Source organism: Amycolatopsis sp. NPDC051102, assembly GCF_040682815.1.
Classification (GTDB): Bacteria; Actinomycetota; Actinomycetes; order Mycobacteriales; family Pseudonocardiaceae; genus Amycolatopsis.
Map to the genome: position 1 here is coordinate 57,686 of NZ_JBFBBT010000021.1, position 25,687 is coordinate 83,372.

26 protein-coding genes and 1 other RNA gene are annotated in these 25,687 nt (G+C 72.6%); 10 read left to right on the forward strand and 17 right to left on the reverse strand.

Going from position 1 to position 25,687, the window contains the following annotated elements; genetic code table 11:
* Positions 1–4 precede the first annotated feature (4 nt).
* Positions 5–562 carry a glucosaminidase domain-containing protein gene (locus AB0M93_RS38425; RefSeq protein ID WP_364283649.1) on the forward strand — a complete coding sequence of 186 codons (558 nt, stop codon included), beginning with the start codon at positions 5–7 and terminating at the stop codon, positions 560–562.
* On the opposite strand, the gene recR is transcribed toward AB0M93_RS38425, so the two are convergent.
* Both recR and AB0M93_RS38435 read right to left on the reverse strand, forming a co-directional pair.
* Positions 559–1,155 carry a recombination mediator RecR gene (gene recR / locus AB0M93_RS38430; protein WP_364283652.1) on the reverse strand — a complete coding sequence of 199 codons (597 nt, stop codon included), beginning with the start codon at positions 1,153–1,155 and terminating at the stop codon, positions 559–561. The two genes, AB0M93_RS38425 and recR, sit on opposite strands and share 4 nt — an antisense overlap.
* Before the next feature lie 5 nt (positions 1,156–1,160).
* On the reverse strand, positions 1,161–1,520 hold the full coding sequence (locus AB0M93_RS38435; protein WP_013230627.1) for a YbaB/EbfC family nucleoid-associated protein: 360 nt from the start codon (positions 1,518–1,520) through the stop codon (positions 1,161–1,163).
* Positions 1,521–1,598: 78 nt separating this feature from the next.
* On the opposite strand from AB0M93_RS38435, the gene AB0M93_RS38440 reads away from it, so the two are divergent.
* Positions 1,599–2,459: an N-acetylmuramoyl-L-alanine amidase gene (locus tag AB0M93_RS38440; protein ID WP_364283654.1), complete on the forward strand. Its 861-nt coding sequence runs from the start codon at positions 1,599–1,601 to the stop codon at positions 2,457–2,459.
* Positions 2,460–2,567: 108 nt separating this feature from the next.
* Here AB0M93_RS38440 and AB0M93_RS38445 read toward each other — a convergent pair whose 3' ends face one another.
* Together AB0M93_RS38445 and AB0M93_RS38450 are read right to left on the reverse strand one after the other, a co-directional pair.
* Positions 2,568–4,715 (reverse strand): DNA polymerase III subunit gamma and tau, encoded by a 2,148-nt coding sequence (locus AB0M93_RS38445; protein ID WP_364283657.1) that lies wholly within the window; start codon positions 4,713–4,715, stop codon positions 2,568–2,570.
* Between the two features lie 43 nt (positions 4,716–4,758).
* On the reverse strand, positions 4,759–6,321 hold the full coding sequence (locus AB0M93_RS38450; RefSeq protein WP_364283659.1) for an ALF repeat-containing protein: 1,563 nt from the start codon (positions 6,319–6,321) through the stop codon (positions 4,759–4,761).
* Between the two features lie 56 nt (positions 6,322–6,377).
* Between AB0M93_RS38450 and AB0M93_RS38455 the strand changes: the two genes are divergently transcribed.
* The gene (locus tag AB0M93_RS38455; RefSeq protein ID WP_364283662.1) at positions 6,378–7,253 is read left to right on the forward strand and encodes a fused MFS/spermidine synthase; all 876 of its coding nucleotides are present in this window, start codon (positions 6,378–6,380) and stop codon (positions 7,251–7,253) included.
* 152 nt (positions 7,254–7,405) lie between these two features.
* On the opposite strand, the gene ffs is transcribed toward AB0M93_RS38455, so the two are convergent.
* The 10 genes from ffs to AB0M93_RS38505 form a co-directional block, all read right to left on the reverse strand.
* An RNA gene (gene ffs, locus AB0M93_RS38460) (signal recognition particle sRNA small type) lies at positions 7,406–7,500 on the reverse strand.
* Positions 7,501–7,521: 21 nt separating this feature from the next.
* A complete protein-coding gene (locus AB0M93_RS38465; RefSeq protein ID WP_364283665.1) occupies positions 7,522–8,121 on the reverse strand; it encodes an ATP/GTP-binding protein in 600 nt (199 codons plus the stop codon).
* A complete protein-coding gene (locus AB0M93_RS38470) occupies positions 8,099–8,452 on the reverse strand; it encodes a DUF742 domain-containing protein (RefSeq protein WP_285987110.1) in 354 nt (117 codons plus the stop codon). Before AB0M93_RS38470 ends, AB0M93_RS38465 begins: the two co-directional genes overlap by 23 nt.
* On the reverse strand, positions 8,452–8,886 hold the full coding sequence (locus AB0M93_RS38475; RefSeq protein ID WP_003061341.1) for a roadblock/LC7 domain-containing protein: 435 nt from the start codon (positions 8,884–8,886) through the stop codon (positions 8,452–8,454). Before AB0M93_RS38475 ends, AB0M93_RS38470 begins: the two co-directional genes overlap by 1 nt.
* Complete coding sequence (locus tag AB0M93_RS38480; protein ID WP_364283667.1) at positions 8,883–11,678, reverse strand: nitrate- and nitrite sensing domain-containing protein; 2,796 nt, start codon at positions 11,676–11,678, stop codon at positions 8,883–8,885. The genes AB0M93_RS38475 and AB0M93_RS38480 overlap by 4 nt, the downstream gene beginning before the upstream one ends.
* 25 nt (positions 11,679–11,703) lie before the next feature.
* Positions 11,704–12,492 carry an ABC transporter ATP-binding protein gene (locus AB0M93_RS38485; RefSeq protein WP_364283670.1) on the reverse strand — a complete coding sequence of 263 codons (789 nt, stop codon included), beginning with the start codon at positions 12,490–12,492 and terminating at the stop codon, positions 11,704–11,706.
* Positions 12,489–13,427 carry an ABC transporter permease gene (locus tag AB0M93_RS38490; protein WP_364283673.1) on the reverse strand — a complete coding sequence of 313 codons (939 nt, stop codon included), beginning with the start codon at positions 13,425–13,427 and terminating at the stop codon, positions 12,489–12,491. Before AB0M93_RS38490 ends, AB0M93_RS38485 begins: the two co-directional genes overlap by 4 nt.
* Complete coding sequence (locus tag AB0M93_RS38495) at positions 13,424–14,437, reverse strand: ABC transporter substrate-binding protein (protein ID WP_364283676.1); 1,014 nt, start codon at positions 14,435–14,437, stop codon at positions 13,424–13,426. Before AB0M93_RS38495 ends, AB0M93_RS38490 begins: the two co-directional genes overlap by 4 nt.
* A 338-nt stretch (positions 14,438–14,775) precedes the next feature.
* A complete protein-coding gene (locus tag AB0M93_RS38500) occupies positions 14,776–14,979 on the reverse strand; it encodes a hypothetical protein (protein ID WP_364283679.1) in 204 nt (67 codons plus the stop codon).
* Between the two features lie 108 nt (positions 14,980–15,087).
* Positions 15,088–16,977: a glycosyltransferase family 39 protein gene (locus AB0M93_RS38505; protein ID WP_364283682.1), complete on the reverse strand. Its 1,890-nt coding sequence runs from the start codon at positions 16,975–16,977 to the stop codon at positions 15,088–15,090.
* Between the two features lie 86 nt (positions 16,978–17,063).
* Between AB0M93_RS38505 and AB0M93_RS38510 the strand changes: the two genes are divergently transcribed.
* Positions 17,064–17,672 carry a class I SAM-dependent methyltransferase gene (locus AB0M93_RS38510; RefSeq protein ID WP_364283685.1) on the forward strand — a complete coding sequence of 203 codons (609 nt, stop codon included), beginning with the start codon at positions 17,064–17,066 and terminating at the stop codon, positions 17,670–17,672.
* Here the strand turns inward: AB0M93_RS38510 and AB0M93_RS38515 are convergent.
* Positions 17,669–19,171 (reverse strand): HAMP domain-containing sensor histidine kinase, encoded by a 1,503-nt coding sequence (locus AB0M93_RS38515; protein WP_364283687.1) that lies wholly within the window; start codon positions 19,169–19,171, stop codon positions 17,669–17,671. The two genes, AB0M93_RS38510 and AB0M93_RS38515, sit on opposite strands and share 4 nt — an antisense overlap.
* Positions 19,149–19,898, reverse strand: a complete 750-nt coding sequence (locus AB0M93_RS38520; protein WP_033261680.1) for a response regulator transcription factor — start codon at positions 19,896–19,898, stop codon at positions 19,149–19,151. Before AB0M93_RS38520 ends, AB0M93_RS38515 begins: the two co-directional genes overlap by 23 nt.
* A 168-nt stretch (positions 19,899–20,066) precedes the next feature.
* Between AB0M93_RS38520 and AB0M93_RS38525 the strand changes: the two genes are divergently transcribed.
* The 4 genes from AB0M93_RS38525 (at position 20,067) to AB0M93_RS38540 (ending at position 22,851) form a co-directional block, all read left to right on the forward strand.
* A complete protein-coding gene (locus AB0M93_RS38525) occupies positions 20,067–20,678 on the forward strand; it encodes a hypothetical protein (RefSeq protein ID WP_364283690.1) in 612 nt (203 codons plus the stop codon).
* A 149-nt stretch (positions 20,679–20,827) separates the two neighbouring features.
* The gene (locus AB0M93_RS38530) at positions 20,828–21,982 is read left to right on the forward strand and encodes a histidine kinase (protein ID WP_364283693.1); all 1,155 of its coding nucleotides are present in this window, start codon (positions 20,828–20,830) and stop codon (positions 21,980–21,982) included.
* On the forward strand, positions 21,979–22,644 hold the full coding sequence (locus tag AB0M93_RS38535) for a response regulator transcription factor (RefSeq protein ID WP_364283696.1): 666 nt from the start codon (positions 21,979–21,981) through the stop codon (positions 22,642–22,644). The genes AB0M93_RS38530 and AB0M93_RS38535 overlap by 4 nt, the downstream gene beginning before the upstream one ends.
* A 9-nt stretch (positions 22,645–22,653) precedes the next feature.
* Positions 22,654–22,851: a hypothetical protein gene (locus AB0M93_RS38540; RefSeq protein ID WP_364283699.1), complete on the forward strand. Its 198-nt coding sequence runs from the start codon at positions 22,654–22,656 to the stop codon at positions 22,849–22,851.
* Here AB0M93_RS38540 and AB0M93_RS38545 read toward each other — a convergent pair.
* The gene (locus tag AB0M93_RS38545) at positions 22,841–23,287 is read right to left on the reverse strand and encodes a nitroreductase family deazaflavin-dependent oxidoreductase (protein ID WP_364283702.1); all 447 of its coding nucleotides are present in this window, start codon (positions 23,285–23,287) and stop codon (positions 22,841–22,843) included. The genes AB0M93_RS38540 and AB0M93_RS38545 overlap by 11 nt on opposite strands.
* A gap of 127 nt (positions 23,288–23,414) precedes the next feature.
* Here AB0M93_RS38545 and AB0M93_RS38550 point away from each other — a divergent pair, with 127 nt between their 5' ends.
* Together AB0M93_RS38550 and AB0M93_RS38555 are read left to right on the forward strand one after the other, a co-directional pair.
* Positions 23,415–24,086: a TetR/AcrR family transcriptional regulator gene (locus AB0M93_RS38550; protein ID WP_364283705.1), complete on the forward strand. Its 672-nt coding sequence runs from the start codon at positions 23,415–23,417 to the stop codon at positions 24,084–24,086.
* A gap of 38 nt (positions 24,087–24,124) precedes the next feature.
* The gene (locus AB0M93_RS38555; protein WP_364283707.1) at positions 24,125–25,639 is read left to right on the forward strand and encodes a 3-hydroxyacyl-CoA dehydrogenase; all 1,515 of its coding nucleotides are present in this window, start codon (positions 24,125–24,127) and stop codon (positions 25,637–25,639) included.
* Positions 25,640–25,687: the final 48 nt, after the last annotated feature.

Sequence of the window (25,687 nt, forward strand, 5' to 3'; positions counted from 1 at the left end):
CGCCATGATCCACATCGGACTGGCGGCGTTACTGGTGGTCACCCCGCCCATCGACCAGAATTCGGTCCGCGAGGCGGCGCTCGGCTCCGGCTTCCAGGAGACGTACGTCGGCGCGGCGGGCCCGATCGCGCGCACGATCCACGCGGAGTACAACATCCCGGCGTCGGTGACGGTGGCGCAGTCGATCTTGGAGTCGAACTGGGGCCGCAGCAAACTGTCCACGGCCGAGCGGAACTACTTCGGCTTCAAGTGCGTGACGCCGACGACCCCGGGGCCGATCGCGCTGAAGTGCACGCAGTACCCGACGACGGAGTGCGTTCCGGCGCCGTGCCACCCGGCGGAAGCGTACTTCCGCTCGTACGCCTCGATCGACGACTCGTTCCGCGACTACGGCCGGCTGCTGACGACGTCGTCGAACTACTCGGCAGCCCTGCCGGTGCGCACGGACCCGGACGCGTTCATCCGGGCGGTGGCGAAGAAGTACGCCACCGACCCGGAGTACGCGAACAAGGTGATCAGGCTGATGAACCTGTACGACCTGCGCCGCTTCGACGCCCCTTAGAGCACCCGGCGGCCCGACAGCGCGCGGCCCAGCGTCAGCTCGTCCGCGAACTCCAGGTCACCGCCCATCGGCAGGCCCGACGCCAGCCGCGTCACGCTCAGGCCCGGGAAGTCGCGCAGCATGCGGACCAGGTACGTCGCCGTCGCCTCCCCCTCGGTGTTGGGGTCGGTGGCGATGATGATCTCCGTGATGTCCGCCTCGCCGATCCGCTTGAGCAGCTCACGCATCCGCAGCTGCTCCGGGCCGATGCCCGACAGCGGGTCGAGCGCACCGCCCAGGACGTGGTAGCGGCCCTTGAACTCGCGCGTGCGCTCGACCGCCAGGACGTCCTTCGGCTCCTCGACCACGCAGATGACCGTGAGGTCGCGGCGCTCGTCGCGGCAGATGCGGCACGTCGGGTGCTCGGAGACGTTGCCGCAGATCTCGCAGAACTGCACGCCCTCCTTGACCTTGCCGAGCACGTCCTGCAGCCGCGCGATGTCGGCCGGGTCGGCGGCCAGCAGGTGGAACGCGATCCGCTGGGCGCTCTTCGGCCCGACCCCTGGCAGGCGCCCGAGCTCGTCGATCAGGTCCTGGACGACACCCTCGTACAAGTTCGTCAGCCGCCGAAGCCGAGGCTGCCGAGGTCCGGCATGCCGCCACCGCCGCCGAGCCCGCCGGCCAGCGGGCCGAGCTTCTGCTCGGTGAGCTTCTGCGCGCTCGCCGACGCGTCGCGCACCGCCGCGACGATCAGGTCGGACAGCGTCTCGACGTCGTCCGGGTCGACCACCTTCGGGTCGATCTGCAGGCTCTTCAGCTGGCTGTCACCGGACACGGTCGCGGTGACCAGTCCGCCGCCCGCCGTGCCGGTGACCTCGGTGTTGGCCAGTTCTTCCTGGGCCTCGACGAGCTTCTGCTGCATCTGCTGCGCCTGCTGCATCAGCTGGGAAAGGTCGAAGCCGCCGCCGGGTTGGGCCATGATCGCACTCGGTCCTCTCTGCACGCCTGTGTCCCCACCAGGGTAGTCGCGCCACGCGAGTGGCCGAGTTGTGGCACCGTGGTCGCCGTGCGACGCGCGATTGTCCCCCTGCTGCTGGCCGGTGCCCTGCTGCTCACCGGCTGCTCCGACGACGCTCCGGCGGCGGTCCCCGGCACCGGCGTCACGCCTACGGCGACCTCCGTGACGCCTTCGGCTTCGCTGCCGTCTTCGCCTTCGTCGCCTTCGTCGTCGGCTGCGGCTTCGTCGTCGGCTCCGGCGGCTCCCGCGGCCGGGAAGGTCGTCGTGCTGGATCCCGGGCACAACGGCGGCAACGCCGCCCACCCGGCGGAGATCAACCGGCAGGTGCCCGCCGGGCGCGGGCAGACCAAGCCGTGCAACACCACCGGCACCGCGACCAACGCAGGCTACCCGGAGCACGCGTTCACGTTCGACGTCGCCCAGCGGGTCGGGAAAGCGTTGGCGGACAAGGGAATTCGCGTTGTCTACACGCGACAGAACGACACCGGCGTCGGCCCGTGCGTCGATCGCCGCGCGGCGATCGGCAACGACGCGGCGGCCGACGCGGTCGTCTCCATCCACGCCGACGGCTCGGAAGCGGCCGGGGCGACCGGCTTCCACGTCGCCTACTCGTCACCGGCCCTGAACGCCGCGCAGGGCGCACCCTCGACCCGGCTGGCGCAGACGCTGCGGGACACGCTGCGCACCAGCGGCTTCACGACGGCGAACTACATCGGCTCGAACGGCCTGTCGGCCCGCGCGGACCTGGCGGGACTCAACCTTTCGACGCGCCCGGCGACCCTGGTGGAGTGCGGCAACATGCGCAACGCGACCGAAGCGGCCCGCATGACGAGCGCGGACGGCCGCCAGCAGTACGCCACGGCCATCGCGGCGGCGATCGAGGCCTACCTGGCCCCCTAGCCACGGCCCCCTGGCACCGCCCGCCGCCCGCTCAAGCAGCCAGCTCACGTACCCGGAGCGTCGACTCGGTGAGCCGACTGCCTGGGTACGCGAGGCGACCGGGTGGGGTCAGTCGAGGGGGCGGGCGCCGAGGTGCTCGGAGAGGAGTTTGCGGGCCACCTCGTCCGGGTCCTGGTCCGGCGGGGGCGGGGGTGGCGGCGGGGCCGGGCTGGCGTCCTCGTTGTAGAGGTCGTCGTCGTCCTCGTCGGCGGGTTCCGGGGGGAGCGGGATGTCCGGCTCGGCCGTCGTGACCTTGGGGCGGGCCGGGGGCGGCGGGGTCGCGGGGCGGGCCGCCGGCGCGGCGACGGGAGCCGCGGAGGCCGACTGGCGCGTGAACGACCGCTCCGGCGCCGGTGCCGACTGCTGCTGACGGGCGGCCGGTGCGGCCGGGGCGTTGCCGTGGACGCAGCGGACCTGCCAGTCGCCGCCCAGGACGTCGGTCAGGGCGCCGGCGATCTTGCGGGCGTTGTCCTGGTCGGACAGCCGGCGGGCCAGCGGCTCGGACTTGTGGGTCAGGGTCAGGGCGTTGCCCTCGACGGTCGCCACCGTCGCCTGGGTGAGCATCGCCTCGAGGCTGCGGCCGCCGGTGAACTTGCGCAGGGCGGTCATCAGCTGCGGCCACACGTTCCGGATCGCGGCGGCATCCATCCCGCCCGGCGCGGCGGGCGGCTCGGCCGGGGCTTCCGGCGCGGCAGAAGCGGCCACGGGGGCGGGCGCACCGCCACCGGAGGTGCTCGCCGGCTGAGCGGCGGCCGGTGCGCCGTGATCCGGGCCAACCGGAACAGCCGTGCCGCCTCCGGGCGTGCGCGGAGTACCCCAGCCATCGGACTGAGCGGGGGTCACGGCCACCGGGGCCGGAGACTCGGCAGGCGGGGTGACCGGCTGCGGCGGCACCGGCGGCTCGGCGGCTGCCGGGCGGCCGGGCGGCTTGACCGGCTCGGGCACCGGGGCCGGACCCGCCGATCCCGCGCGCTGCGACGGCCTCGAAAACTCGCGTTCCGGCGCCCCGCGCACCGGGGGCTCGACGCCACCCTCCGCGGGCGCGCCGCCTCCGCCGGCCAGCGTCGCGCGACGCTCCAGCCGCTCGATCCGGGCCAGCAGCGCCTTCTCCGCCTCCGTCACCGACGGCAGCAGCATCCGCGCGCACAGCAGCTCGAGCACGAGCCGGGGCGACGTCGCCCCCCGCATCTCCAGAAGTCCATTGTGGACGATGTCGGCGTAGCGCGACAGCGTGGCCAGGCCGATCCGCTCGGCCTGCGAGACCATCCGCGACAGCTCCTCCTCCGGCGCGGACACCAGCCCGCCCGCGGACTCCGGCACCGCGCGCAGCAGCACCAGGTCGCGCAGCCGGTCGAGCAGGTCGGTCGCGAACCGGCGCGGGTCGTGGCCGGCCTCGGTGAGCTTCTCCACCGTGCCGAACACCGTCGCCGCGTCCTCGGTCGAGAGCGCGTCGACCATGTCGTCGATCAAAGCGACGTCGGTGACGCCCAGCAGCGCGACCGCCCGCGAATACGAGACGCCTTCCGGCCCCGCGCCCGCGAGCAGCTGGTCGAGCACCGACTGCGTGTCACGCGCCGAGCCGCCGCCCGCGCGGATGACCAGCGGGTACACTGCCGGCTCGACCTCGACGCCCTCGGCCGCGATGTTGCGCTCCAGCAGGTTGCGCATCGAGCTCGGCGGGATCAGCCGGAACGGGTAGTGGTGCGTGCGCGAGCGGATGGTGGTCAGCACCTTGTCCGGCTCGGTCGTCGCGAAGATGAAGATGACGTGCTCGGGCGGCTCTTCCACGATCTTCAGCAGGGCGTTGAAGCCCTGCGTGGTGACCATGTGCGCCTCGTCGATGATGAACACGCGGTAGCGCGACTCGGCCGGGGCGTAGAACGCCTTGTCGCGCAGCTCGCGGGCGTCGTCGACACCACCGTGGCTCGCCGCGTCGAGTTCCGTGACGTCGACGCTGCCCGAGCCCTCCGGCGCGAGCGCCTTGCACGAGTTGCACTCGCCGCACGGGTCCGGCGTCGGCCCCTTCACGCAGTTCAGCGAGCGCGCCATGATGCGTGCGCTGGAGGTCTTGCCGCAGCCGCGCGGGCCCGAGAAGAGGTAGGCGTGGTTGATCCGCCCGGCGGACAACGCCGTGCGGAGGGGTTCGGTCACATGCTCCTGCCCGACGACCTCGGCGAAGGTTGCCGGACGGTACTTGCGGTACAGCGCGAGAGCCACGCCGCGAGACTACCGCCAGGGTCCGACAACCTTCGCCGTGCGGTCAGGAGACCAGGGCCGCCGCTTCGGCGACCAGAGCGTTCACCTTGGTGACGTGCTCCGCCGTGAACGCGTCACGCGCCCGCGCCTTGGGCAGCTCGACGTCCAGGTACTGCTGCAGGCCCGAGTCCGGGCCGTCGAGGACGCCCTGCGCGACCGCGACGACCTCGGGGCCCTCCCCCAGCGTCCGGGTGGCGTAGACGTCCAGGTCGATCAGGTGTGCGGTGTAGCGGCCGTGGGCCAGGAACTCGCGGATGTCCGCGACGGTCCCGTCGAGCGCCTTCTGCGCCCACGACTTCGTCGCCGGGCCGCCGGCCGCCATGATCTGGTTGACCTCGACGCGGTCGTCGGTGTCACGGCCCGGGTAGTCACCGGTGCGCAGCAGCGCGGCGACACCGGCGTACGGGCCGGCGAGCGCGTCACGAGCCGCCTGGCGCAGGCCCGGGCGGGCGTTCGGGTCCGCCGCGATCGCCGAGACGGCGGCGCGGTCGTCGGACTCCTGCGCGACGGCGAGGCCGGTGCGCACGAACGTGACGACATCGTCGTCCGAACCGCTCAGCGCGGCGCGGGCGGCGTTCTTGACCGCGGCACCACCGTTGCGCAGCAGGTAGACGGACGCCTTGCGGCCGTTCGGCACGGTCAGCGCCGGGTCGGCGGCGTCGGTGAGCAGCTTGTCGTTGTCCGCCTTGGCCTGCGCGGCGCGGGCCGCGGCCTCCTGGGCCTGCTGCTGCGCGGCCGCCTCCGCGGCCGCGGCCGCCCGGCCGTCCTGCTGGTTCTTCGCCTGCTGGGCGGCGAGCCGGTCGGTGTTCGCCTGACGCGCGTCCGCGGCGATCTTCGCCGCCTTCTCCGCGGCGAGCTTCACGACCAGGGGCCGGTGGGCGGCCGCGGCCGCCTTGGCCCCGTCGAGCTGGCCCTGCACCGCGGTGACTTCGGCGTCGTAGTTCGCCGCGACCTGCCGCCAGAGGGACAGGAAGTACCGGACGTCCGCCGGGGTGCCGTCGAGCGCCGTCTGCGCGGCGGCCTTGACCTCCGGGCCGCCGGCGGCCATGGCCTGGTTGACCGTGAGGCGGTCGTCGACGTCCTTCGCCTTCTGCAGGCCGGTCTCCAGGAAGGCGCGCACGTCGGCGGGAGTGCCGTCGAGCGCCTTCTGGGCCCGGGCGTTGACGGTCGGGCCGCCGGTGCTCATGGCCTGCCCGACGGCGATCCGGTCGTCGGCGATCCGGGCCTGCGGCAGGCCGTGGGCCAGGTACTCGCGGATGTCGGCCTGGGTACCGTTGAGCGCTTCCTGGGCGGTGCGCTTGGTGACGGGGCCGCCGGCGGACAGGGCCTGGGCGACGAGGACCCGCTCGTCGTCGTCCTGCGCCCGCTGGCGGCCGGTGGCCAGGAAGGCCGCCAGGTCCGCGGGCGAGCCGAGCAACGCCTCTTCGGCGGCCCGCGCCACGCCGGGACCGCCGGTCTCCAGCAGCGACACGGCCTGCGCCCGATCGGGCAGCACATCGGCGGCCGCGGGCGTCGCGAAGACGCCGGCGGCGAGTGCCGCCGCAACGATTACTGCGTTTGCACGCAAGGTAAAACCCCCTCGATCGATGATCGTTCCGTTCCCTTATCGCCGGAGCAGTCGGAATGTTTCCGATAACCTCGGATTTCGTGAGCCGCACGCGCAAAGCCGATCCCCAGCCCGGCCGGTACCCGGTGCGGTTCGGCACGGCGGAGCTGGTCCGGGACGCCGGCCGCGGCAACGCCTGGCTGGTTTCGGTGGACGGGGTCGCGCAGTCGTACGTCGACCTCGACGACCCGGCCCACCTGGAGTTCGACTACGTCCGCCGGTTCGCCGACGTGCTGGACCGCCTGCCGCCGGGCCCGCTGGAAGCGCTCCACATCGGCGGCGCGGCGTGCACGCTGCCCCGGTACGTCGCGGCGTCGCGGCCGGGCTCGCGCCAGCTGGTGTTCGACGCCGACGGCGAGCTGGTGGAGCTGGTCCGCGCGCAGCTGGGCCTGCGGATCCCCGGCCTGCGCGTCCGGGTGACGGACGGCCGCGAGGGCCTGGCGACCCGCCGTCCCGGTTCGGCGGACCTGGTGGTGGTCGACGCGTTCGAGCGCGCCACCCTGGCCGGCGGCCTGGCGACGCTGGAGGCGACGAGGGCGATCGCGGAAATCCTCCGCCCGCCGGGCCTCTACCTGGCGAACATCACGGACGGCTCGGGCCTCCCGTTCGCCCGCCGCTTCCTGGCGACGCTGCTGGCGGTGTTCCCGCAGGTCATGCTCCTGGCGGACCCGGGAGTCCTGCGCGGCCGCCGCTTCGGCAACCTGGTCCTGGCAGCCTCGGCGGCCGAGCTCCCGACGGCGGAGGTAGCGCAGCGAACGGCCTCGGCGGCATTCCCGGCAAGGTGCGTGTACGGCGAGGAGCTGCGAAAACTGGCGGGAAAAGCGGCCCTGATCACGGACGGCGACGCACCCCCGCCCCCGAAGCCCCCGGAAGACGTCCTGGGCCTGTTCTGACTCCCCCCTCCCCCCACCGACCAGCGCCGAAGCCGCGGCAGAGCTCCCAGGCCGCAAGAGAGGCACCGTGGGGGTCCGGGGGCTCGGCCCCCGGGTGAAACGACGGAGAGAAGGCCCGGCAAAGGGGCGAAGCCCCGAAGCCGGAGCCGAAAAGAAGGGGACCCCGCGCACCCGTCAGAGCCTGCTTATCCTTGCTGCCTTCCGGCCCTGGGGAGGTTCACAGGGTGGACGCCGCGCGGGGTCCGTGGATCAGTGTAGCGAAGTCCGCTCAGGCCCCCGCGCCCGCCTGGGCCCGGGCGCGTTTGAAGGTGTTGTGCAGCACCGCCAGCAGCGCGTCCCGCACCGAAAGCTTCTTCCGCGCGTCGAACGTGATCAGGGGGACGTCGTCGCTCACCGCGAGGGCCCAGCGGACGTCCTCCAGGTTGTGGCCCAGTGATCCGTCGAACATGTTCACCGCCACCACGAACGGGAGGCCCGCGTTCTCGAAGTAGTCGACCGCCGGGTAGCAGTCGTCCATGCGGCGGGTGTCCACGATCACCAGTGCGCCCAGTGCGCCGTGGACCAGGTCCTGCCACATGAAGCCGAAGCGGTCCTGGCCCGGCGTGCCGAACAGGTACAGCTTGACCTCTTCGTCGATCGTGATGCAGCCGAAGTCCAGGGCCACCGTGGTCGTGGTCTTGGCCGGGACGTGGCCCGTGCTGTCGACCGACGCCGCCACCGACGTGATCGCCGCCTCGGTCGTCAGCGGCTTGATCTCCGAGATGGACGACACCGCCGTCGTCTTGCCGACGCCGAAGCCGCCCGCGATGACGATCTTGACCGGGGCCGGCGGGCGGGCACCCGGTTCAGTGAATGGCTTCGAGTCCACGAATGACCCTTTCGATCATGCCGAGGTCGTGCGAGTTGTGGTTGCCTGGGCGGCGGACGACGACGTAGCCCAGTTCGGCGAGGTCGGCCACCAGCACGCGGGCCACGCCGATGTGCAGCCCGAGCATCGCGGCCACTTCGGCGACGGACATCGTGTTCCGGCAGAGGGAAACGATTTCCTGGCGTTCGAACGTGAGCTTCGGGTGCGACGCCGCGCCGAGGCGGGACGTCATGACCTGGGCCTCGATCTCGAGGCTCTGGTCGACCGGCTGGGCCCGCCCCGAGGTCATCAGGTACGGCCGCAGCAGCGAGATGTCCGGTTCTTCGGGCATCACGACCCCACGGTGTTCTTGAGCTCCTCGATCAGCCCGGGCGTCAGCACCTCGGTGGCGCGGTTGGCGAACATCGCCATTTCGTAGGCGATCGTGCCCAGGCTGGCCTGCTTGTTGGCCAGCACGCCCAGCGAGCAGCCGATGCTGATCGTGCACACGAGCAGGTAGCCGTGCTCCAGCTCGATGATCACCTTGTCCGGCGAACCCAGCGGGTGACTCTCGGAGACGCCGTGGGCGAGGCCGAGCATGGCGGAGGAGATCGCGGCGAGGCGGTCGGCGTTGGAGCGCTCGAGCTCGGTCGACATGGCGATCAGCAGGCCGTCGGCCGAGACCGCGATGGCGGCTATCGCGCCCGCGGTGTGCTGCGCGAAGCGGCTCACCAGCCAGTTGAAGTTCTGGGCTTCGACACTGACACCAGGTGCGGGGATGCTCATTTCCTGCTCTCTTCTCCTCGTTCCATCACACGACCGGCGACCACGCCTTGGGGCGGGCTGTCTGCCGTCACCACGTCCGCCTTGGCCAGGCCGGCGGCGAACGCGTCGAATGCCGCTCGCTCGGCCGCCGGGTCCCGCCGGGTGCGGTTCGCGACGGCTCGGGCGATCGGCCGCCCGGCGGGCTGCTGACGCAGGCCGGGGGCGAGCTGGGCGCCGGGGACGCGGCGGATCAGGCCGTCCCTCGACTGCGGCGGGGCCGCGGCGATCGGCGCGGTGGCGACGGACGTGGCCCGCGGGCGGGCGGCGGCCATCTCCGAGTCGCCCGGCACGCGCACCGGCAGGCCCGCGCCGTCGTCCGGCGACGGAACAGGCGGGGACACGGGCGCCGTCACGAGGGTGGGCGGCGGTTCGGCCGCCATCGCGCCGACCTCGGCGGCCTTCGCGAAGGCGCTCTCGAAGCCGTCCATCGCGGCCTTGGTGGCTTCGGGGTCGTGCCGCGGCTTGTCGTCGGCCACCGGGGCCGTAGTGCCCGGGCTGGGCAGCTGGGCGCCGCGGACCCGGCGGCGCAGGCCGCCGCGGACTTCGGTCTCCGGTGCCGGTTCTTCGGCCGGTGTGACGTCGGCGTCGGGTTCGGCGTCCGGCCACACCGGGTCCAGTTCGCGGAACCAGCGGAAGCCGTTGCCGGTCCCGAGCAGCGCCGGGATGGCCGGCGCCGGCAGCTCGGCGGGCCGCTCGCGGGCCGGTTCGGGCCGGGGCGGGCGGAAACTGTCCAAATCGGACAGACTGGCCGGTGCCGCGTGCCGCGGCGCCGGCGACGAGGCGGGCGGCGCGGCCTGCGCCGGGATCACCGGCGTCGGCTCGGCCTTGGGGCGCAGTGCGTTGCGGTGGCTGAACAGGGACGGTGGGATGGTCAGCCGCGCGGTCACGCCGCCGGTGGTCGGCGTCGCGAGCAGCTCGACGCCCAGTTCGTGGCGCCGCGCCAGGCGGCCGACCACGAACAGGCCGAGCACGCTGGTCGGCGCGAGCTCCAGGCGTTCGCGCTCGACGAGCCGCTGGTTCTCCTCGGCCAGTTTGTCCGCGGTCATGCCGATGCCGTGGTCGACGATGCTCACCAGGCAGGCCCCGTCGGACAGCAGCATCGTGTCGACCTCGACCATCGAACCCGGCGGCGAGAACGACGTCGCGTTCTCCAGCAGCTCGGCGAAGACGAGCACCAGGTCCGCACCGAGCGCCGACGACAGCAGGATTTCCGCGACGACGCCGAGCTTGACGCGCTGGTAGTCCTCGATTTCGGCGAGCGCGGAGCGCAGGGCCGTCGACAGCTCGATCGGGCCGGCGATCCGGGTTTCGTCGCGCGTGCCGGACACCACCAGCAGGTTGTCCGCGTTCCGGCGCAGGCGGGTGGAGAGGTGGTCGAGCCGGTAGAGGCTGGCCAGCAGCCGGGTGTCCTGCTCGTTGCGCTCGACCTCGTCGATCAGCGCCAGCTGGCGGCCGACGAGGTTCTGCGTGCGCTTCGCGACGTTCGCGAACATCAGGCTGGTGTTGCGCCGGGTGAGCGCCTGCCGTTCGACCAGCTCGGCCGCGGTGGTCTGGACCCGGTTGAACGCGGCGGCCAGCTTGCCCAGCTCGTCGCCGGAGACGACGTCGATGGTCGCCAGCCGCGGGATCTGCTCCTCGGCCTCTTCGGTGTCGGTCACGCGGACGAGCTCGGTGCCGGCCAGGTCGGCGACCGACGTCGCCGCGGTGGTCAGCTGGCGCAGCGGCCCGGCGATCGAGCGGGACACCGCGACGGCGAGGAAGGCGACCAGCAGGAACAGCCCGCCGGCGCCGAGGCCGACCGTCCAGGCCAGCCGGGTCGCGTCGGCGGCGCGGCCGTTCGCCGAGTCGGCGATCTCGCCGATCACCCGTTCCTGCACCAGTTTGCGCTGGCTCGCCTGGCTCTCCGACGCGGTGAGGACGTCGGCGACGTACTGGGTGGTGCCCGCCGCGTTGCGCGGGTTGGCGACCTGGGCGGCGAGGTCCTCGATCCGGCGGCCGGCGTCGCTCGCCTCGACGTTGACGACCAGGGCGGCCTGCTCGCTGTCGGTCTCGTCGTCGGCCTGCTGGACGAACCGGTCGGTGAAGATCGGCGCCTGCTGGGTCGCGTCGTCCAGGATCGGCCGGCCGGCCTCGGGCGACACCGCGGTCACCATCAACGCCATGCCGCGCAGCGAGTTCTCTTCGTTCGCGCGCAGCAGCGCTTCCAGCGCGGACAGCTCCCTGGTGCCCTCCGCGTCGTCGGTGAGCTGCGGGACCAGCCGCAGCGAGTCGATCACCGCGCCGATCACCGCGTGGTAGGTGCGGGCGACGCTGTCGAGCGCGACGCCGCGGCGTTCGGCGTTCTGCCGCAGCTCGGCCAGCGAACCGATCCGGGTCAGCGCCGCGGACAGCTCGTCCGGCGCGTCGGGCCCGAGCGACGACCGCACCTGCTCGACCGCCGCGTCGACCGTCTTCCGCTGCTGGAGCATCTGGTCGGCGGGCATCGACGGCGTCGCCACGAAGGCGCCGGTCTGCAGCCGTTCGCGCTGCAGCTGCCAGACCAGCCCGCCGAGCTGCTGCGTGTACCGCGCCACCGTCGCCGACTGACCGGCCGCGCCGGCGCTGTTCGCCTGCGTCAGCACGAACGGCACCGACACCAGCACCACCGCGACCAGCGGGGGCAGCAGCAGCAGGTTCAGCTTGCCGCGAATGCCGAGCCGGGCGAGAAAACCCCCGCCGCCCGCCGGTTTCGCGGTCGACCTGCCGTGCCTCATCCCGCCACCTTCCCGTCTTGCGTTCTCACTCGACCGCGGCCACCCGGCTGACGTGGCCGCGGTGCTGCTCGCGGACCAGGTCCTCGATCCGGGCGTGCAGCGCGAGGAAATCCGGTTCGCGCTTCACCGCCAGGCCGCGTTCGGCGGGCAGCGCCACCTCGACGTCCGCGGCGATCCGGCCCGGGTCGGAGGCGAGCACCACCACCCGGCCGCCGAGGAAGACCGCCTCCTCGACGTCGTGGGTGACCATCAGCACCGTGGTGCCGGTGTCGGCCCACACCTGGCGGATGAGCACCTGCATGTCCTCTTTGGTCTGGACGTCCAGCGCGCCGAAGGGTTCGTCCAGCAGCAGAACTTCCGGCTCGCACGCCAGCGCCCGCGCGATCGCGACGCGCTGCTTCTGTCCGCCGGAAAGCTGCTTCGGCAGCGACTTGCGCACGCCGTCGAGCCCGGTTTCGGCGAGGTACCAGTCCACCCGCTGGGCGCGCTCGGCCGGGTCGAGCGAAAGCAGCTCGAGTCCGAACGCGACGTTCTTCTCCACGCTGCGCCACGGGTAGAGCGCGCCGGACTGGAAGACGAGCCCGCGGTCCGGGCCCGGCCCGGTCACCGGGACGCCGTCGAGCACGATCTCGCCTTCGGTCGGCCGGCTGAGCCCGGCCACCAGCGACAGCAGCGTCGACTTGCCCGAGCCGCTCGCGCCGACGACGCAGACGAACTCGCCGCGCAGCACTTCGAGGTCGACGCCGTCGAGGGCGCGGGTCACCTTGCCGCGGACGGTGTAGTCCTTCGCGACGTTCCGCAGTTCCAGCGTCATGCCGCCCACTTCCCGACCCGCGTGCGCAGCAGGCGCAGCAGGACGTCGATCCCGAGCCCGGCGACCCCGATGACCACGAGCACCGCGAAGATCTTGTCCGTCTGCAGGAACCGCTGCGCGCGGACGATCCGGTAGCCGAGGCCGGCCGAGGAGTTGATCAGCTCGGCGACGACCACGAAGTTCCACGCCGCGGCGGCGTTGACCCGGATCGCGTCGATCATGCCGGGCAGCGAGTGCGGCACGACGATCTTGCGCAGCACCTCGCCGCGGCGCGCGCCGAGCGTGTAGGAGACGTCGAGCAGCGAGCTCGGCACGCTGCGCACGACGTCGGCGGTCATCAGCGTGTTGAAGAAGACCGTCCCGATGAACAGGATCGCGATCTTCGACGGCTCGCCGATGCCGAGCCAGATGATCAGCAGCGGGATGAACGCGCTCGCCGGCAGGTAGCGCAGCAGCCCGATCAGCGGCTCGAAGAACGCCTGCCCGGCGGTGAAGGTGCCCATCAGGATGCCGAGCGGCACCGACACCAGCACGGCCAGGCCGAACCCTTCGAGCACCCGCTGGGTCGTCGCCCAGAGGTCGTCGAAGAGCTCGCCGGTGCCCGCCATGTCGAGCCCGGCCCGGAACACGGCGACCGGGGACGGCAGGAACGTCGAGTCGACGGCGCCGCTGACGCTCAGCACGACCCAGGCGAGCAACGGGATCGCGAACGACAGCACCGCCAGCTTCCAGCGGGCCGCCGCGGAAAGGGGCGCACGCAAGGAGAACAGCGGCGACGCGGTCTTCGGCGCGGACCGCCGCGGCAGCGGTCCCCAGGCCGGGCGGCCCCGGCCGGCCTCGTGCTCTTCGGCGAGCCGCTGTTCGGCCTCCTGTGCTTCGGCGGCCCGTGCGTCGGCCGGGACCGCCGGGGTGGTGCGCTGGGTCGGACCGGTCACTGGGGCGCGGCCTTCACGAACTGGTCGTCGAACAGCCCGTCGAGCGACGGCCGCTGCTGGGCGAGCCCGGTGCCGACGATGAAGTCGACGATCTTGTTCGCCTGGAAGTCGAGGTGCTGCGGCGTGACGCCCGGGGTGAACGCGTCGAGGTTCTGCTGGCGGGTGAAGATCGTGGTGCCGGCGTCGTAGGACTTGTAGTCCACGTCGGACACGCCACCGCGCTTGGCCATGATCTTCACGGCCGCGTCCTTGTTGTCCTTGATCCAGGTCAGCGTCTCGAACCAGGTGTTGACGAGCGCCTGCACGTCCTTGGGGTGGTCCTTGACCAGCTTCTGCGACGTGACGAGGTGGTCCGGGATGGCGCCGGGGAACTCGGCCGACGACGAGATCGCGCGGCTGCCCGGGCGCTCCAGGGCCTTCGAGGTGAACGGCGCGAACGCGGCGACGGCGTCGACCTGGCTGCCGGCGAACGCGGCCGCCGCGGCGTCGGTCGGGAGGTTGACGAGCTGGATGTCCTTTTCGGTCAGTTTCGCCGACTGCAGCGCGAGCAGCAGCAGGTAGTGGTCGACCGCGCCCTGCTCGACGGCGACCTTCTTGCCCTTGAGGTCGGCGATGCTGGTGATCCCGTCGCGGGCGATGATCTTGTCGTTGCCGGTGGAGTTGTCGTTCACCAGCACGATCGACAGCTTGGCGCCGCCGGAGACCGACGACAGCGTGTCGTTGAGGGTCTGGCTGTTGGCGTCGATGGCGCCGCTGGCGAGGGCGTTGATGCTGTCGGTGTAGTTGTCGAAGTACTTGAGGTCGACGTTGACGCCGTTCTTGGCGAACAGGCCCTGTTCCTGCGCCACCTGCCAGGGGAACCAGCCCGGCCAGGCGCTGAACCCGAGGGTGATCTTGCTGCCGCTGCCCGAGGCGGAGCTGTCGCTGCAGCCCGAAAGCGCGGTGACCCCGGCGAGGGTCAGCAAGGTCAGGAGCACCGTCAGCAGACGGGGGCGGGAACGGGAAATCACAACGAACTCCAGATGGCGGGGGAAGTGGAGTGGTGCCGTACCAATGGGGGAATTGCGGTGCTCAGGGCCACGGGCGGTGACGACGGGAAGGGTCAACGGGTCGAGCTGCGCCACCGCGCACGGTCATCGCTGCTCTCTTCCGGCCGCACCTGATCGGGTCATGCGGGAGAACGCGGACAGGAAGTACCTGACGCCCAGTGAAATCCCAGCACTCAGCGCACTGGATCAGCCACCCCTGTCCCTCTCCCGGCGGAGAGCCTAGCGAGTGACACAAGATCCCCACAACGTCTGTCCATTGCAGCCAAACGAGTGACCGCCAACCGGGTTAACCAGCACGATCACTGTCGTTCAAGATCAACCTGAGCAGGATTCCTGTCGGCCGACCGGCCAAGATTTCCGTTCAGTCGCACCGGGATCGCGTGCAACGGCCCGGAAGATCGCCACTGGTCGTTACGGCGGCAGCGGGGAGTGCCGAGATCATCACCGACAGCGAGACCGCGAATGGCGAACGATTGTTCGCCATTCGCGGTCTCGCGGCGCATTTCGAACACCTGTCCGCATCCGCCGATACCGCACAGGCCCCGGATTCGCCGATGATTCCCGGACTGTTAACACGCCCGAAACATTTCCGCCGGGCCGCCGAATTTCTGTCAGCCGATAGATTTGGTGAGGTCGTAAACCGTCGTGCCGCCGACGGTCTCCGGCGCGAAGTTCTGCTCGACCCACGCCTGGATCTCGCCGGACGTCCCGCGGCCACCTCCGAAACCGCCCCGGCCGCCGGCGACGTAGTAGCGGACGTCCCCGTCGGCGACGTACTGCTGGAACTGCTGCAGCGTCGGCGCCGGGTCGCTGCCGCTGAAGCCGCCGATCGCGAGCACCGGCCGTCCGCTGGCCAGCGCCAGGCCCGCCGACTGCATCGCCCCGCTCTGCGCCGCGGCCCACTTCGTCGTGGTGTTCTTCAGCAGCTCGGCCACTGCGGTGTCGGTCTCCCCGCCCCCGAAGCCCCGCGCGCCGAAGCCGCGTCCACTTGCGACAGCCGGACCGGAGGACGGCGTCCCGCCGGCGTGCGCGGTCGCCGCCGTGGCGAGCGTGAAGGACGCCGTCCCGAGCAGGGCACCGCAGAGGCCGAGCACGGCCACGACCGGGCCGAGCCGCCGGAACCGGTCGGCGCCGAAGAGCAGCCCCGCGACCGCGGCGGCGCCGGCCACCAGGAGGGTGTAGCGCAGCCACGGCTGCCAGTCCGGCGTCCGGGCGAGGAGCACGAACCCCCAGACTGCGGTCACCGCGAGCATGACGGCGAGCACCACGCGCGCCGCGAAGTTCGCCCGGCCGCGCCAGAGCTCCCGGGCGGCGATCCCGAGCGTGGCCGCGGTTCCCGGGGCCAGCGCGACCGTGTAGTACGGGTGGATGATGCCGCTCATGTAGCTGAACACCAGCGCGGTGACCACCAGCCAGCCGCCCCACAGCAGCAGCGCCGCGCGCGTCCGGTCGGTGCGGGGCGCGCGCCGGGTGAACCAGAGGCCGGCGGCCAGGCCGAGCACCGCGGCGGGCAGCAGCCACGACGCCTCGCCGCCGAACTCGCCGGAGAACAACCGCGTCAGGCCGGTCTCGCCGCCGAAGCCACCGCCGAAGCCCCGGCCACCGGCGGGCAGCTCCAGCCCGGCGGGCGGCGCGAACGCCCCGCCGCCGCCTCCCCCGCGTCCTTCGCCGAAGATCCGGCCGAGGCCGTTGTAGCCGAAGGCCAGTTCCAGCACGGTGTTGTCGGTCGAACCGCTGATGTAGGGCCGGTCCGCGACAGGCCACAGCGCGACGGCGGCGATCCACCAGCCGGCCGAGACGACCACCGCACCCGCCGCGGCGCACAGCTGCCCGATCCGGCGGCCGGGTGACGTCGGCGCCGCGACGGCGTACACCAGCACGAAGGCGGGCAGCACGAGGAAGGCCTGCAGCATCTTGTCGAGGAAGCCGAACCCGATCGCGACCCCGGCGAGCAGCAGCCACTTCGTGCTCGCGTGCTCCAGCGCGCGCACGACGCAGTACCCGCCGGCGACGAGCAGCAGCACGAGGAAGGCGTCGGGGTTGTCGTAGCGGAACATGAGCGCGGCGACCGGCGTCAGCGCGAGCCCGGCTCCGGCCAGCAGCCCGGCCCCCGGCCCGGACAGCCGCCGCACGGCGAGGTAGAGCAGCCCGACGGAAGCGACGCCGGCGAGCGCGTTCGGCACCAGCAGGCTCCAGCTGGAGAAGCCGAAGAGCCGGCCGGACAACCCCATCACCCACAGGGAGAACGGCGGTTTGTCGACGGTGACGACGTTGCCCGGGTCGAGCGAACCGAAGAACAGCGCCTTCCAGCTCCACGTGCCGGCCTGCACGGCCATCGCGTAGAAATCGTTGGCCCATCCGGTCTTCGCCAGGTCCCACAGGTAGAGCAGCCCGGTCCCGAGCAGCAGCGCGGCGACGGAAGGCTTGACCCACCGGGGATCCGGCGGCACGGCGGGCGGCTGGGGCTGGGCGTGTTCGGGCGCCGACAGCGTGGTCGTCATGGCGTTCACCGTGTCGGCGCGGGATGTGGTGAACTTGTGGCCAAGCTGTGCGTCAGCTGTGCATCGACGTCGAACGGGTGACCTGGGTGTCGGAGAACGGAACGGCGGAGCACGCGCGCGAACCCGATTTGCCGGAGCTGGTCCGGCAGGCCGTGCGGGCGGCGGAGCAAGCGGGGTTCGGCTGCTCGTGCCGTCCCGCACAGGGCCGGTTGCTGCGGTTGCTCGCGGGCGGGGTCGCCGGCGGGGTGATCGGCGAAACCGGCACGGGCTGCGGAGTGGGCCTGGCCTGGCTCGCCGCCGGGGCCGGCCCGGGCACGACGCTGGTCAGCGTCGAGCGGGACCGGGACCGGCACGCGGTCGCGGCCGGGGTGTTCGACGGCACGCCGGCCGTGACGCTCCTGCGCGGCGACTGGACCGAGCTGGCCGCGGCGGGGCCGTTCGACCTGCTGGTGGCGGACGGCGGCGGCCAGGGCAAGAGCGGCGAGCCGCCGCTGGAGCCAGACCGGTGGCTGCGCCCGGGCGGCTGCCTCGTCATCGACGACTTCACGCCGATGTCTTCGTGGCCACCGGTCTTCCAAGGCCGGCCCGACGAGCCGAGGCTGCACTGGCTGCGCCACCCGCAGCTGCTCGCCACCGAGCTGCGGGTGACCCCGGACTCCGCGACCATCGTGGCCCGCTACCCCGGCCACAGCTAGGCCGGTGCCTCCGCGAAGGTGATCTCGAACTCCGTGCGCCCCGGCCGGCTCTGCACCCCGACCCGGCCGCCGTGCGCACCCACCACCGCCGCCACGATCGCCAGCCCCAGCCCGGTGCTTCCGGCCGCCCGCGAACGCGAATTGTCGCCGCGGGCGAAGCGCTCGAAGATGTCCGGGAGCATCTCCGGCGGGATGCCCGGGCCGTCGTCGGCCACCCGGAGCCGGACGATTCCGTCCGAAGTGGACAGTGTGGTCGTCACCGTCGTGCCCGGCGGGGTGTGCGTGCGGGCGTTGGCCAGCACGTTGATCACCACCTGGTGCAGCTGGCCCGCGTCGCCGCGGACGCCGATCGGCTCGCCGGGGACGTCCATCAGCCACTTGTGGTCCGGGCCCGCGACGTGCGCGTCCGCGACCGCGTCGGCCACCAGGCGGCACAGGTCCACCCACTCGTGCACCACCGGGCGGCCCGAGTCCAGCCGGGCGAGCAGCAGCAGGTCCTCCACCAGCGTCGTCATCCGGCGCGACTCGGACTCGACGCGGCTCATCGCGAACGCGACGTCCGGCGGGACCTGCTCGCCGCCGCGGCGGGTCAGCTCCGCGTACCCGCGGATCGCCGCCAGCGGCGTCCGGAGCTCGTGGCTGGCGTCCGCGACGAACTGGCGGACGCGGTTCTCGCTCGCGTGCCGCGCGGTCAGCGCGTTCGCGACGTGCTGCAGCATCCGGTTCAGCGCCGAGCCGACCTTGCCGACCTCGGTGCCCGGGTCGGTGTCGGCCTCCGGGACGCGTTCGGACAGCGCCACTTCGCCGCGGTCCAGCGGCAGCTCGGAGACGCGCGTCGCGGTCGCGGCCAGCCGGTCGAGCGGCCGCATCGTGCGGCGGATCGTCGCCGCGCCGACCGCGCCCGCCACCAGGATCCCGGCGAGCGCGACCCCGCCGAGGATGAACCCGAGCTGCCAGAGCGTCTCGTTGACGTCCCGCAGCGGCAGGCCGATGACCGTCTTGTCCCCGTTCGGCGCCTTCGTCGAAACGACGCGGTACTCGCCGAGGCTGCCGCCGAGGTCGATGCTGTGCTGCTTCCCGTCGGACGGCAGCGCGATCAGCATCAGCACCTGGTCCGGCGAGATGTTGCGGAAGCCCGCCTTGCGCTTCGACGGCGCGGCGGCGGTGGAGTCCAGCACGCTGCCCTGCGCGACCGACCCGCGCTCGACGACGGCGAGCGTGCCCTCGCCCTGGCCGAGCACGCGCAGCGGATCCGGCGGCGGCGCTTCGCCGTAGGTCCACGGCGGCGGCCGCTCCCCGGCGTGCGCCGCGCGATCGCTGGCCGCGGCCAGCCGCTTGTCCTGCTGGCCGACGAGGAACTCGCTCAGCGCGAACTCCGTGACCACGCCGACGACCAGGCAGACCAGCGCGAGCAGCGCGGCGAGCTGCACGATCAGCCGCCGCCGCAGTGACCACGGCCGGCGGACGCGCCGCGGTTCAGCCTGCGGGCTTGAGGACATACCCGGCGCCCCGCATGGTGTGGATCATCGGCTCGCGGTCGGCGTCGATCTTCTTGCGCAGGTAGGAGATGTAGAGCTCGACGATGTTGGCCTGGCCGCCGAAGTCGTAGCTCCACACGCGGTCCAGGATCTGGGCCTTCGACAGCACCCGCTTGGGGTTGCGCATGAGGTAGCGCAGCAGCTCGAACTCGGTCGCGGTCAGCGGCACCAGGTCGCCGCCGCGGTGCACCTCGCGGCTGTCCTCGTCCAGGGTGAGGTCGCCGACGACGAGCGTCGACCCGCTCGCGCCGGTCACCCCGCCGGCCCGGCGCAGCAGCGCGCGCAGCCGCAGGGCGACCTCTTCGAGGCTGAAGGGCTTGGTGACGTAGTCGTCGCCGCCCGCGGTGAGCCCGGCGATCCGGTCTTCGACCGCGTCCTTCGCCGTCAGGAACAAGACGGGCAGGTTCGGCGCCTCGGACCGCATCCGGCGCAGGACTTCGAGCCCGCTGAAGTCGGGGAGCATGACGTCGAGGACGACCGCGTCGGGCCGGAAGTCGCGCGCGATCCGGACGGCCTCCGTGCCGTCGCCCGCGCTGCGCACCTCCCAGCCCTCCATGCGCAGGGCCATCGACACGAGCTCGGCCAGCGTCGCCTCGTCGTCGACGACGAGCACCCGCACCGGGCTCCCGTCGGCGCGGCGCAGGTCGGCCTTGCCGGGGCCGGGTGACGTGGCGTTCATAGCGGTCATGGTGCCACCTTCGCGGCTCCGCGTCGGTGTTCGCTGTGCGGTCGCTGTGCGTTTCCTGTGAAGGTTCGCGCGATCGAGGCACAGCACCCGCTGACGCCGCGCACAGCTCAATCACAGCCACGGCGGCGAGCCTGGTCGGGACCAGTGTGGGTACGACCGGAGGACACGATGACTACCGAGCCGACGCCGACCACCCCGCCGCAGGGCGCCAACTGGGGCGACCCCGCCCCGGCCGCCCCGAAGAAGGGCTGGTCCGGCAAGAAGACGGCGATCGCGGCGGGGATCGCGGTGGTGATCGCGGCGGGCGGCGGAGCGGCGATCTGGGCGGGCACGAGCAACGCGGACAACACCGCACAGGGCCCCGGCGGCTTCGGCGGGCCGGGTGGCGGACCGGGCGGCGGCCAGTTCCGCGGCCAGGGCATGCCGGGCGGCGGCTTCGGCGGCGGGATGGCCGCGTTGCGAGAGGCCCTGCACGGCGACTTCGTGGTGTCGAACGGCAGCGGCGGCTACACGACCGAGCGCCTGCAGACGGGCGACGTGACGGAGCTGAGCGCCACCTCGGTGACGCTGACCAGCAAGGACGGCTACAAGCAGACGTACACGCTGAACGGGTCGACCGAGAAGACGGGCGACGTGAAGCAGGGCGACACGAACGTGACGGTGGTGGCGAAGGTCGAGGGCCAGACGGCCACGGCGACGTCGCTCGGCCAGGGCTTCCAGCCGGGCCAGCGCCAGCCGGGCCAGCGCCGCGGCGGCTACCCGCCCCGCCCGACGAGCTGACCCCGTCCCGGAGCGCCCCAACGCCACGCCGGGGCGCTCCGGACCGTCGTCGGCTTTCGCCAGGGAACGTCCCCGATGCCGTGTCCCCCTCCCGCCGCATCGGGGACTTCCCGTCCCCTCTCGCCCCCGGTTAGGGCACAGTTGCGGGTGTGCAGGACATCAGAGGGTCGCTGAGGCGGCAGTCGCTGCTGGTCGCCCTGGTCTGCGTGGTCTGCGACGCCGCCCTCTTCACCCTTCGCGGCCCGCTTCCCGAAGGCGGGTGGGCGGCCTGGGTCGTGCTGCTCGGCGGGGTGGCCGTCAACGCCGCGCTCGCCGGGGCAGCCCGATATTCGGGGTGGGTCGCGCTCGCGCACGCCGTGCTCTTCGCCGCCTCGCCGCTGCTGCTCTGCACCTGCCAGGGGTACGTCACCGGCAACAACTCCGGGATCCTCATCGCCGGCTACCGCGCCGGCGCGTGGCTGCGGCCGCGGCCGGCCGTGCTCGCGCTCGGCGCGCTGATCGCCGGGGTCGCCGCCGGCTGCCTCGAAGGCGGCGGGCGCGTCGCGAACGACTGGCGCCTGCTCGGCATCAACGTCGGTGTCTCCGCCCTCCTGCCCTGGCTGGTCGGCCGGTACACGACGGCCCGGCGCGCCTACATCGCCGACCTCGAGCGCGAAGCCGACGAACGCCGTCAGCACGAAGAGGAAGCCGTCAAGCGGGCCGTCCTCGAAGAGCGGACGACGATCGCGCGCGACCTGCACGACGTCATCTCCCACCACGTCAGCGCCATCGGCGTGCACGCCGGCGCCGCCCGGCTCGGCCTGCCCGACGGCGCCGAACCGGTGCGGAAGTCGCTCGGCGCGGTCGAGTCCGCGAGCCGCTCGGCGATGGCCGACCTGCGGCGGCTGCTCGACCTCCTGCACGCGGAACCCAACGTCGAACAGCCCGGGCTCGACAACCTCGACGAGCTGGTCGAGACGGTCCGCGCGGCCGGCCTCCCCACCCGGCTGACGCTGCTCGGCGAGCCCCGCGAGCTGCCGGGCTCCCTGGACGTCGCGCTCTACCGGATTGCGCAGGAAGCCATGACCAACGCCCTGCGCCACGGCCAGGGCCCGGTCGAGGTCGAGCTGAACCACGGGCGCACCGAGGTCGTGCTCACGGTGACCAACGGCCTGCGCGCCGGCCGCGGCGAGGAAAAGGAGCACGCGCACCGCGGGCTGGCCGGCATCCGCCAGCGCGTCACCCTGTTCGGGGGGCAGGTGTCCTACGGCGAGCACAGCGGGCAGTGGCAGCTGCGCACGACCTTCCCGGTGGAGAGCACATGATCCGCGTCCTGCTGGCCGACGACCACGCGATGTTCCGGTCCGGGATGCGCGCGCTGCTCGACACCCAGCCCGACTTCACCTGCGTCGGCGAGGCGTCCGACGGCCGCGAAGCCGTCGCCGAGACCGCGCGCCTGCGCCCGGACGTCGCGGTCCTCGACGTCCGGATGCCCCGCCTCGACGGCCTCGCCGCGACCGAGGCGATCCTGGCCGCGCCGGGCAACGACACCCGCGTCCTCGTGCTCACCACCTACGACGCCGACGAGTACGTCTACCGCGCGCTGCGGGCGGGCGCGAGCGGTTTCCTGCTGAAGAGCCTGGCCCCGGAGGAGCTGGTCGCGGCGATGCGCGTGGCGGCGCGCGGGGACGCCCTGATCGACCCGTCGGTGACGCGGCGGCTGGTGGCGAAGTTCGCGACGGTCCTCGAACCCGCGGCCGCCGAACCTCCCGAGCTGGCCCGCCTGACCTCCCGCGAACGCGAAGTCCTGCTGCTGCTCGCCGGCGCGTGCAGCAACGCCGAGATCGCGCGGAAGCTGCACGTCGGCGAGGAGACGGTGAAGACGCACGTGTCGCGGGTGCTGAGCAAGCTCGGGCTGCCCGACCGGGTGCACGCCGTCGTCTACGCCTACCGCCACAAGCTCGTGCCGGCCGAGCCGTCGGCCTAAGCTGAGCCGATGAGGCGCTGGATCACCTTCGCGGTCGGGGTCGTGCTCGTGCTCGTCGGCGCCGTCTGGGTGCTGCAGGGCGTCGGCGTCATCACCGGCAGCTTCATGACCGGGCAGAAGCTGTGGTTCCTCATCGGGCTCGTCGCGTTCCTCGTCGGCGTGGTGCTGGTGGCCGCGAACCTGACCCGGCGGAAACCTACTTCGTGAAAATCTCGAAGATCGGGTAGCCCGGGGCGATCTCGCGCAGCTTCTCGTCCGAGGCCTTCGCGTCGACGCCGTCGAAGAACACGCCGACCTCGAACTTCCAGCGCTTGAGGTACGCCCGGAGGATGCCCGGCTTCTCGTCGTCGGGCAGCTCGCGGAAGGTGAACGTCTCGACGCGGCGCCCGACGCGCAGCGTCCCCTGGCCCGCCGCGCGCAGGTTGCGCACCCACTGCGTCTCGCCGCGCGGGGCGACCAGGTAGCGGACGCCGTCCACAGTCAGCAGGTTGACCGGGACCGAGCGCGGCTCGCCGCTCTTGCGGCCGGCCACCGTCAGCACCCGGCTGCCCCAGACGCTCACGCCCAGGTTGGTCAGCTTGGCGACCACTTCGTTGAAGGCGCTGGTCGACTTCTTCGGCTTGATGTAGCGGGTCTCGTTCACGGTGTCCTCCGGAAGTTTGGGAGAGCAGTGCTCTCGGTTAAGAGCAGTGAACACGAGAGCGCCGCACTCTGTCAAGAGCACTGCTCTCTTTTGTGCGCACTGCTCTCGTCGTGGCACACTGATCCGCATGACCACCTCCCGCACCGCACGCGAACGTGCCCGCGCCGAACTGACCCAGGAGATCAAGGACGAGGCCCGCCGCCAGCTCGCCGAGGTCGGCGCGCACGGGCTGTCGCTGCGCGCGGTGGCGCGGGAGCTGGGCATGGTGTCGTCCGCGATCTACCGGTACTTCCCGAGCCGCGACCGGCTGCTGACCGACCTGATCATCGACGCCTACAACGCGATCGGTGCGGCGGCCGAGCAGGCGGACCCGGGCGACGGCGCACCGCGCGAGCGGTGGCTGGCGATCTGGCAGGGCACCCGCGGCTGGGCCCGCGCGCACCCCCACGAGTACGCGCTGATCTACGGCTCGCCGATCCCCGGCTACGCGGCACCGCAGGACACCGTCGTGCCGGCCGCCCGCGTCGCGCTCGCCCTGGTCAAGGTGCTCACGCACACGGAGCTGCGGGACATCGACGGCGAAGTCCCGCCCGAGCTGCGCACCCAGGCCGAGACGCTCACGAAGACCCTCGGAATCATCGCCGGCCCGGAAACGGTGGCCCGGCTGCTCATGGCGTGGACCCAGCTGTTCGGCGCGATCAGCTTCGACCTGTTCGGCCAGTACGTCGGCAGCGTCGACCCGGCCGACGCGTTCTTCGCCCACTCGGCGAAGCGGATGGCGGAGTTCGTCGGCCTCTAGGCTGGGGCGGGAAGTCCAACGGCGGAAGGCGGCACGACGTGACGGGGTGGGCCGGGAAGGTCGGCAGGATCCGGGTGATCGGGACCGGGGTGATGGGCCGCGGGATCGTCCAGCTGGCCGCCACCGCGGGGGTGACCGTCGAGCTGGCCGACGTCCGGCGCGAGGCCGTCACCGAGGCGATCGGGTACGTCGGCGGGATGGTGGACAAGCTCGCCGCCAAGGGCAAGCTGGACGAGGACGCCCAGGCCGTCAAGGACCGGCTGGTCCCGGTGGACGCGCCCGACGCCCCCGCCGACGGCGTCGACCTCGTGATCGAAGCCGTCCGGGAGGACCTGGCGACGAAACGCGCCCTGTTCGCCGGCCTCGAGCGCGTCTGTCCACAGGAGACGGTTTTCGCGACGAACACGAGCTCGCTGTCGGTCACCGAGATCGCCGCCGAACTCGCCGACCCGGGCCGGCTGGTCGGCCTGCACTTCTTCAACCCGGTGCCGCTGATGCGGCTGGTCGAGGTCGTCCCGGGCGCGCGCACCCACGACTGGCTGCCCGGCCAGGCCCTCGAGCTCGTCAAGAGCTGGGGCCACGAGCCGGTGCTCGCGAAGGACGCGCCCGGCTTCCTGGTCAACCACGCCGGCCGCGGCCTGAACACCGAAGCGCTGCAGATCCTCGCCGAGGCGCTGGCCGAGCCCGCCGACGTCGACCGCATCGCGCGGGACGTGCTCGGCCTGAAGCTGGGCCCGTTCGAGCTGCTCGACCTCACCGGCCTCGACGTCTCCCACGCGGTGCTGGAGAGCATCTGGAGCGGCTTCCACGGCGACCCGCGGCTGCGGCCGTCGTGGCTGACCCGGCCGCGCGTGGCCGCCGGGTTGTTCGGGCGCAAGAACGGCGAGGGGTTCTACTCCTACGCCGACGGCAAGCAGCAGGTCGCCGACGAGCCCCCGGCCCCGCCGAAGCCGACGAGCCCGGTGTTCACCGCGGACGAGCACCTCGCGCGGGTGCTGTCCGCCGCCGGCGTGCAGGTGGTGTCGGACGCCTACCCCGACGCCGTCCTGCTCCTCCCGCTCTACGGTGAGTCCACAGTGGACGCCGCGATCCGCGCCGGGCTGCCGCCCGGCCGCGTCGCCGGCGTCGACCCGCTCGGTGGCTACGAACGCCGCCTGACGATGTCCGTCCACCCCGGACTCGACCCGGCGGCGGCGCGCGCCGCCTGGGGCGCGCTGGCCGCGACCGGCCACCCCGTCACGGTCGTCCGCGACGGGCCGGCGCCGATCGCGCAGCGCCTGCTGGCGTCGATCGTGAACACGGCGTGCTTCATCGCGGGCCAGCACCTGGCGACACCGGCGGACATCGACACGGCGGTCCGCCTCGGCCTCGGCTACCCGCGCGGCCCGCTGGCCTGGGGCGACCTCGTCGGCGGCGACATCGTGCTGCGCATCCTGCACGGCCTCACCGCGGCCACCGGCGACCCCCGCTACCGGCCGAGCCCGTGGCTCACCGAGCGCGTCGCCCTCGGCCTGCCGTTGACGGCGGCCGGGACGACACCCGCGGATCTCTGACCCGGACGGAAACGCGGGCCGGCTCCCGAAGGAACCGGCCCGCGCCGG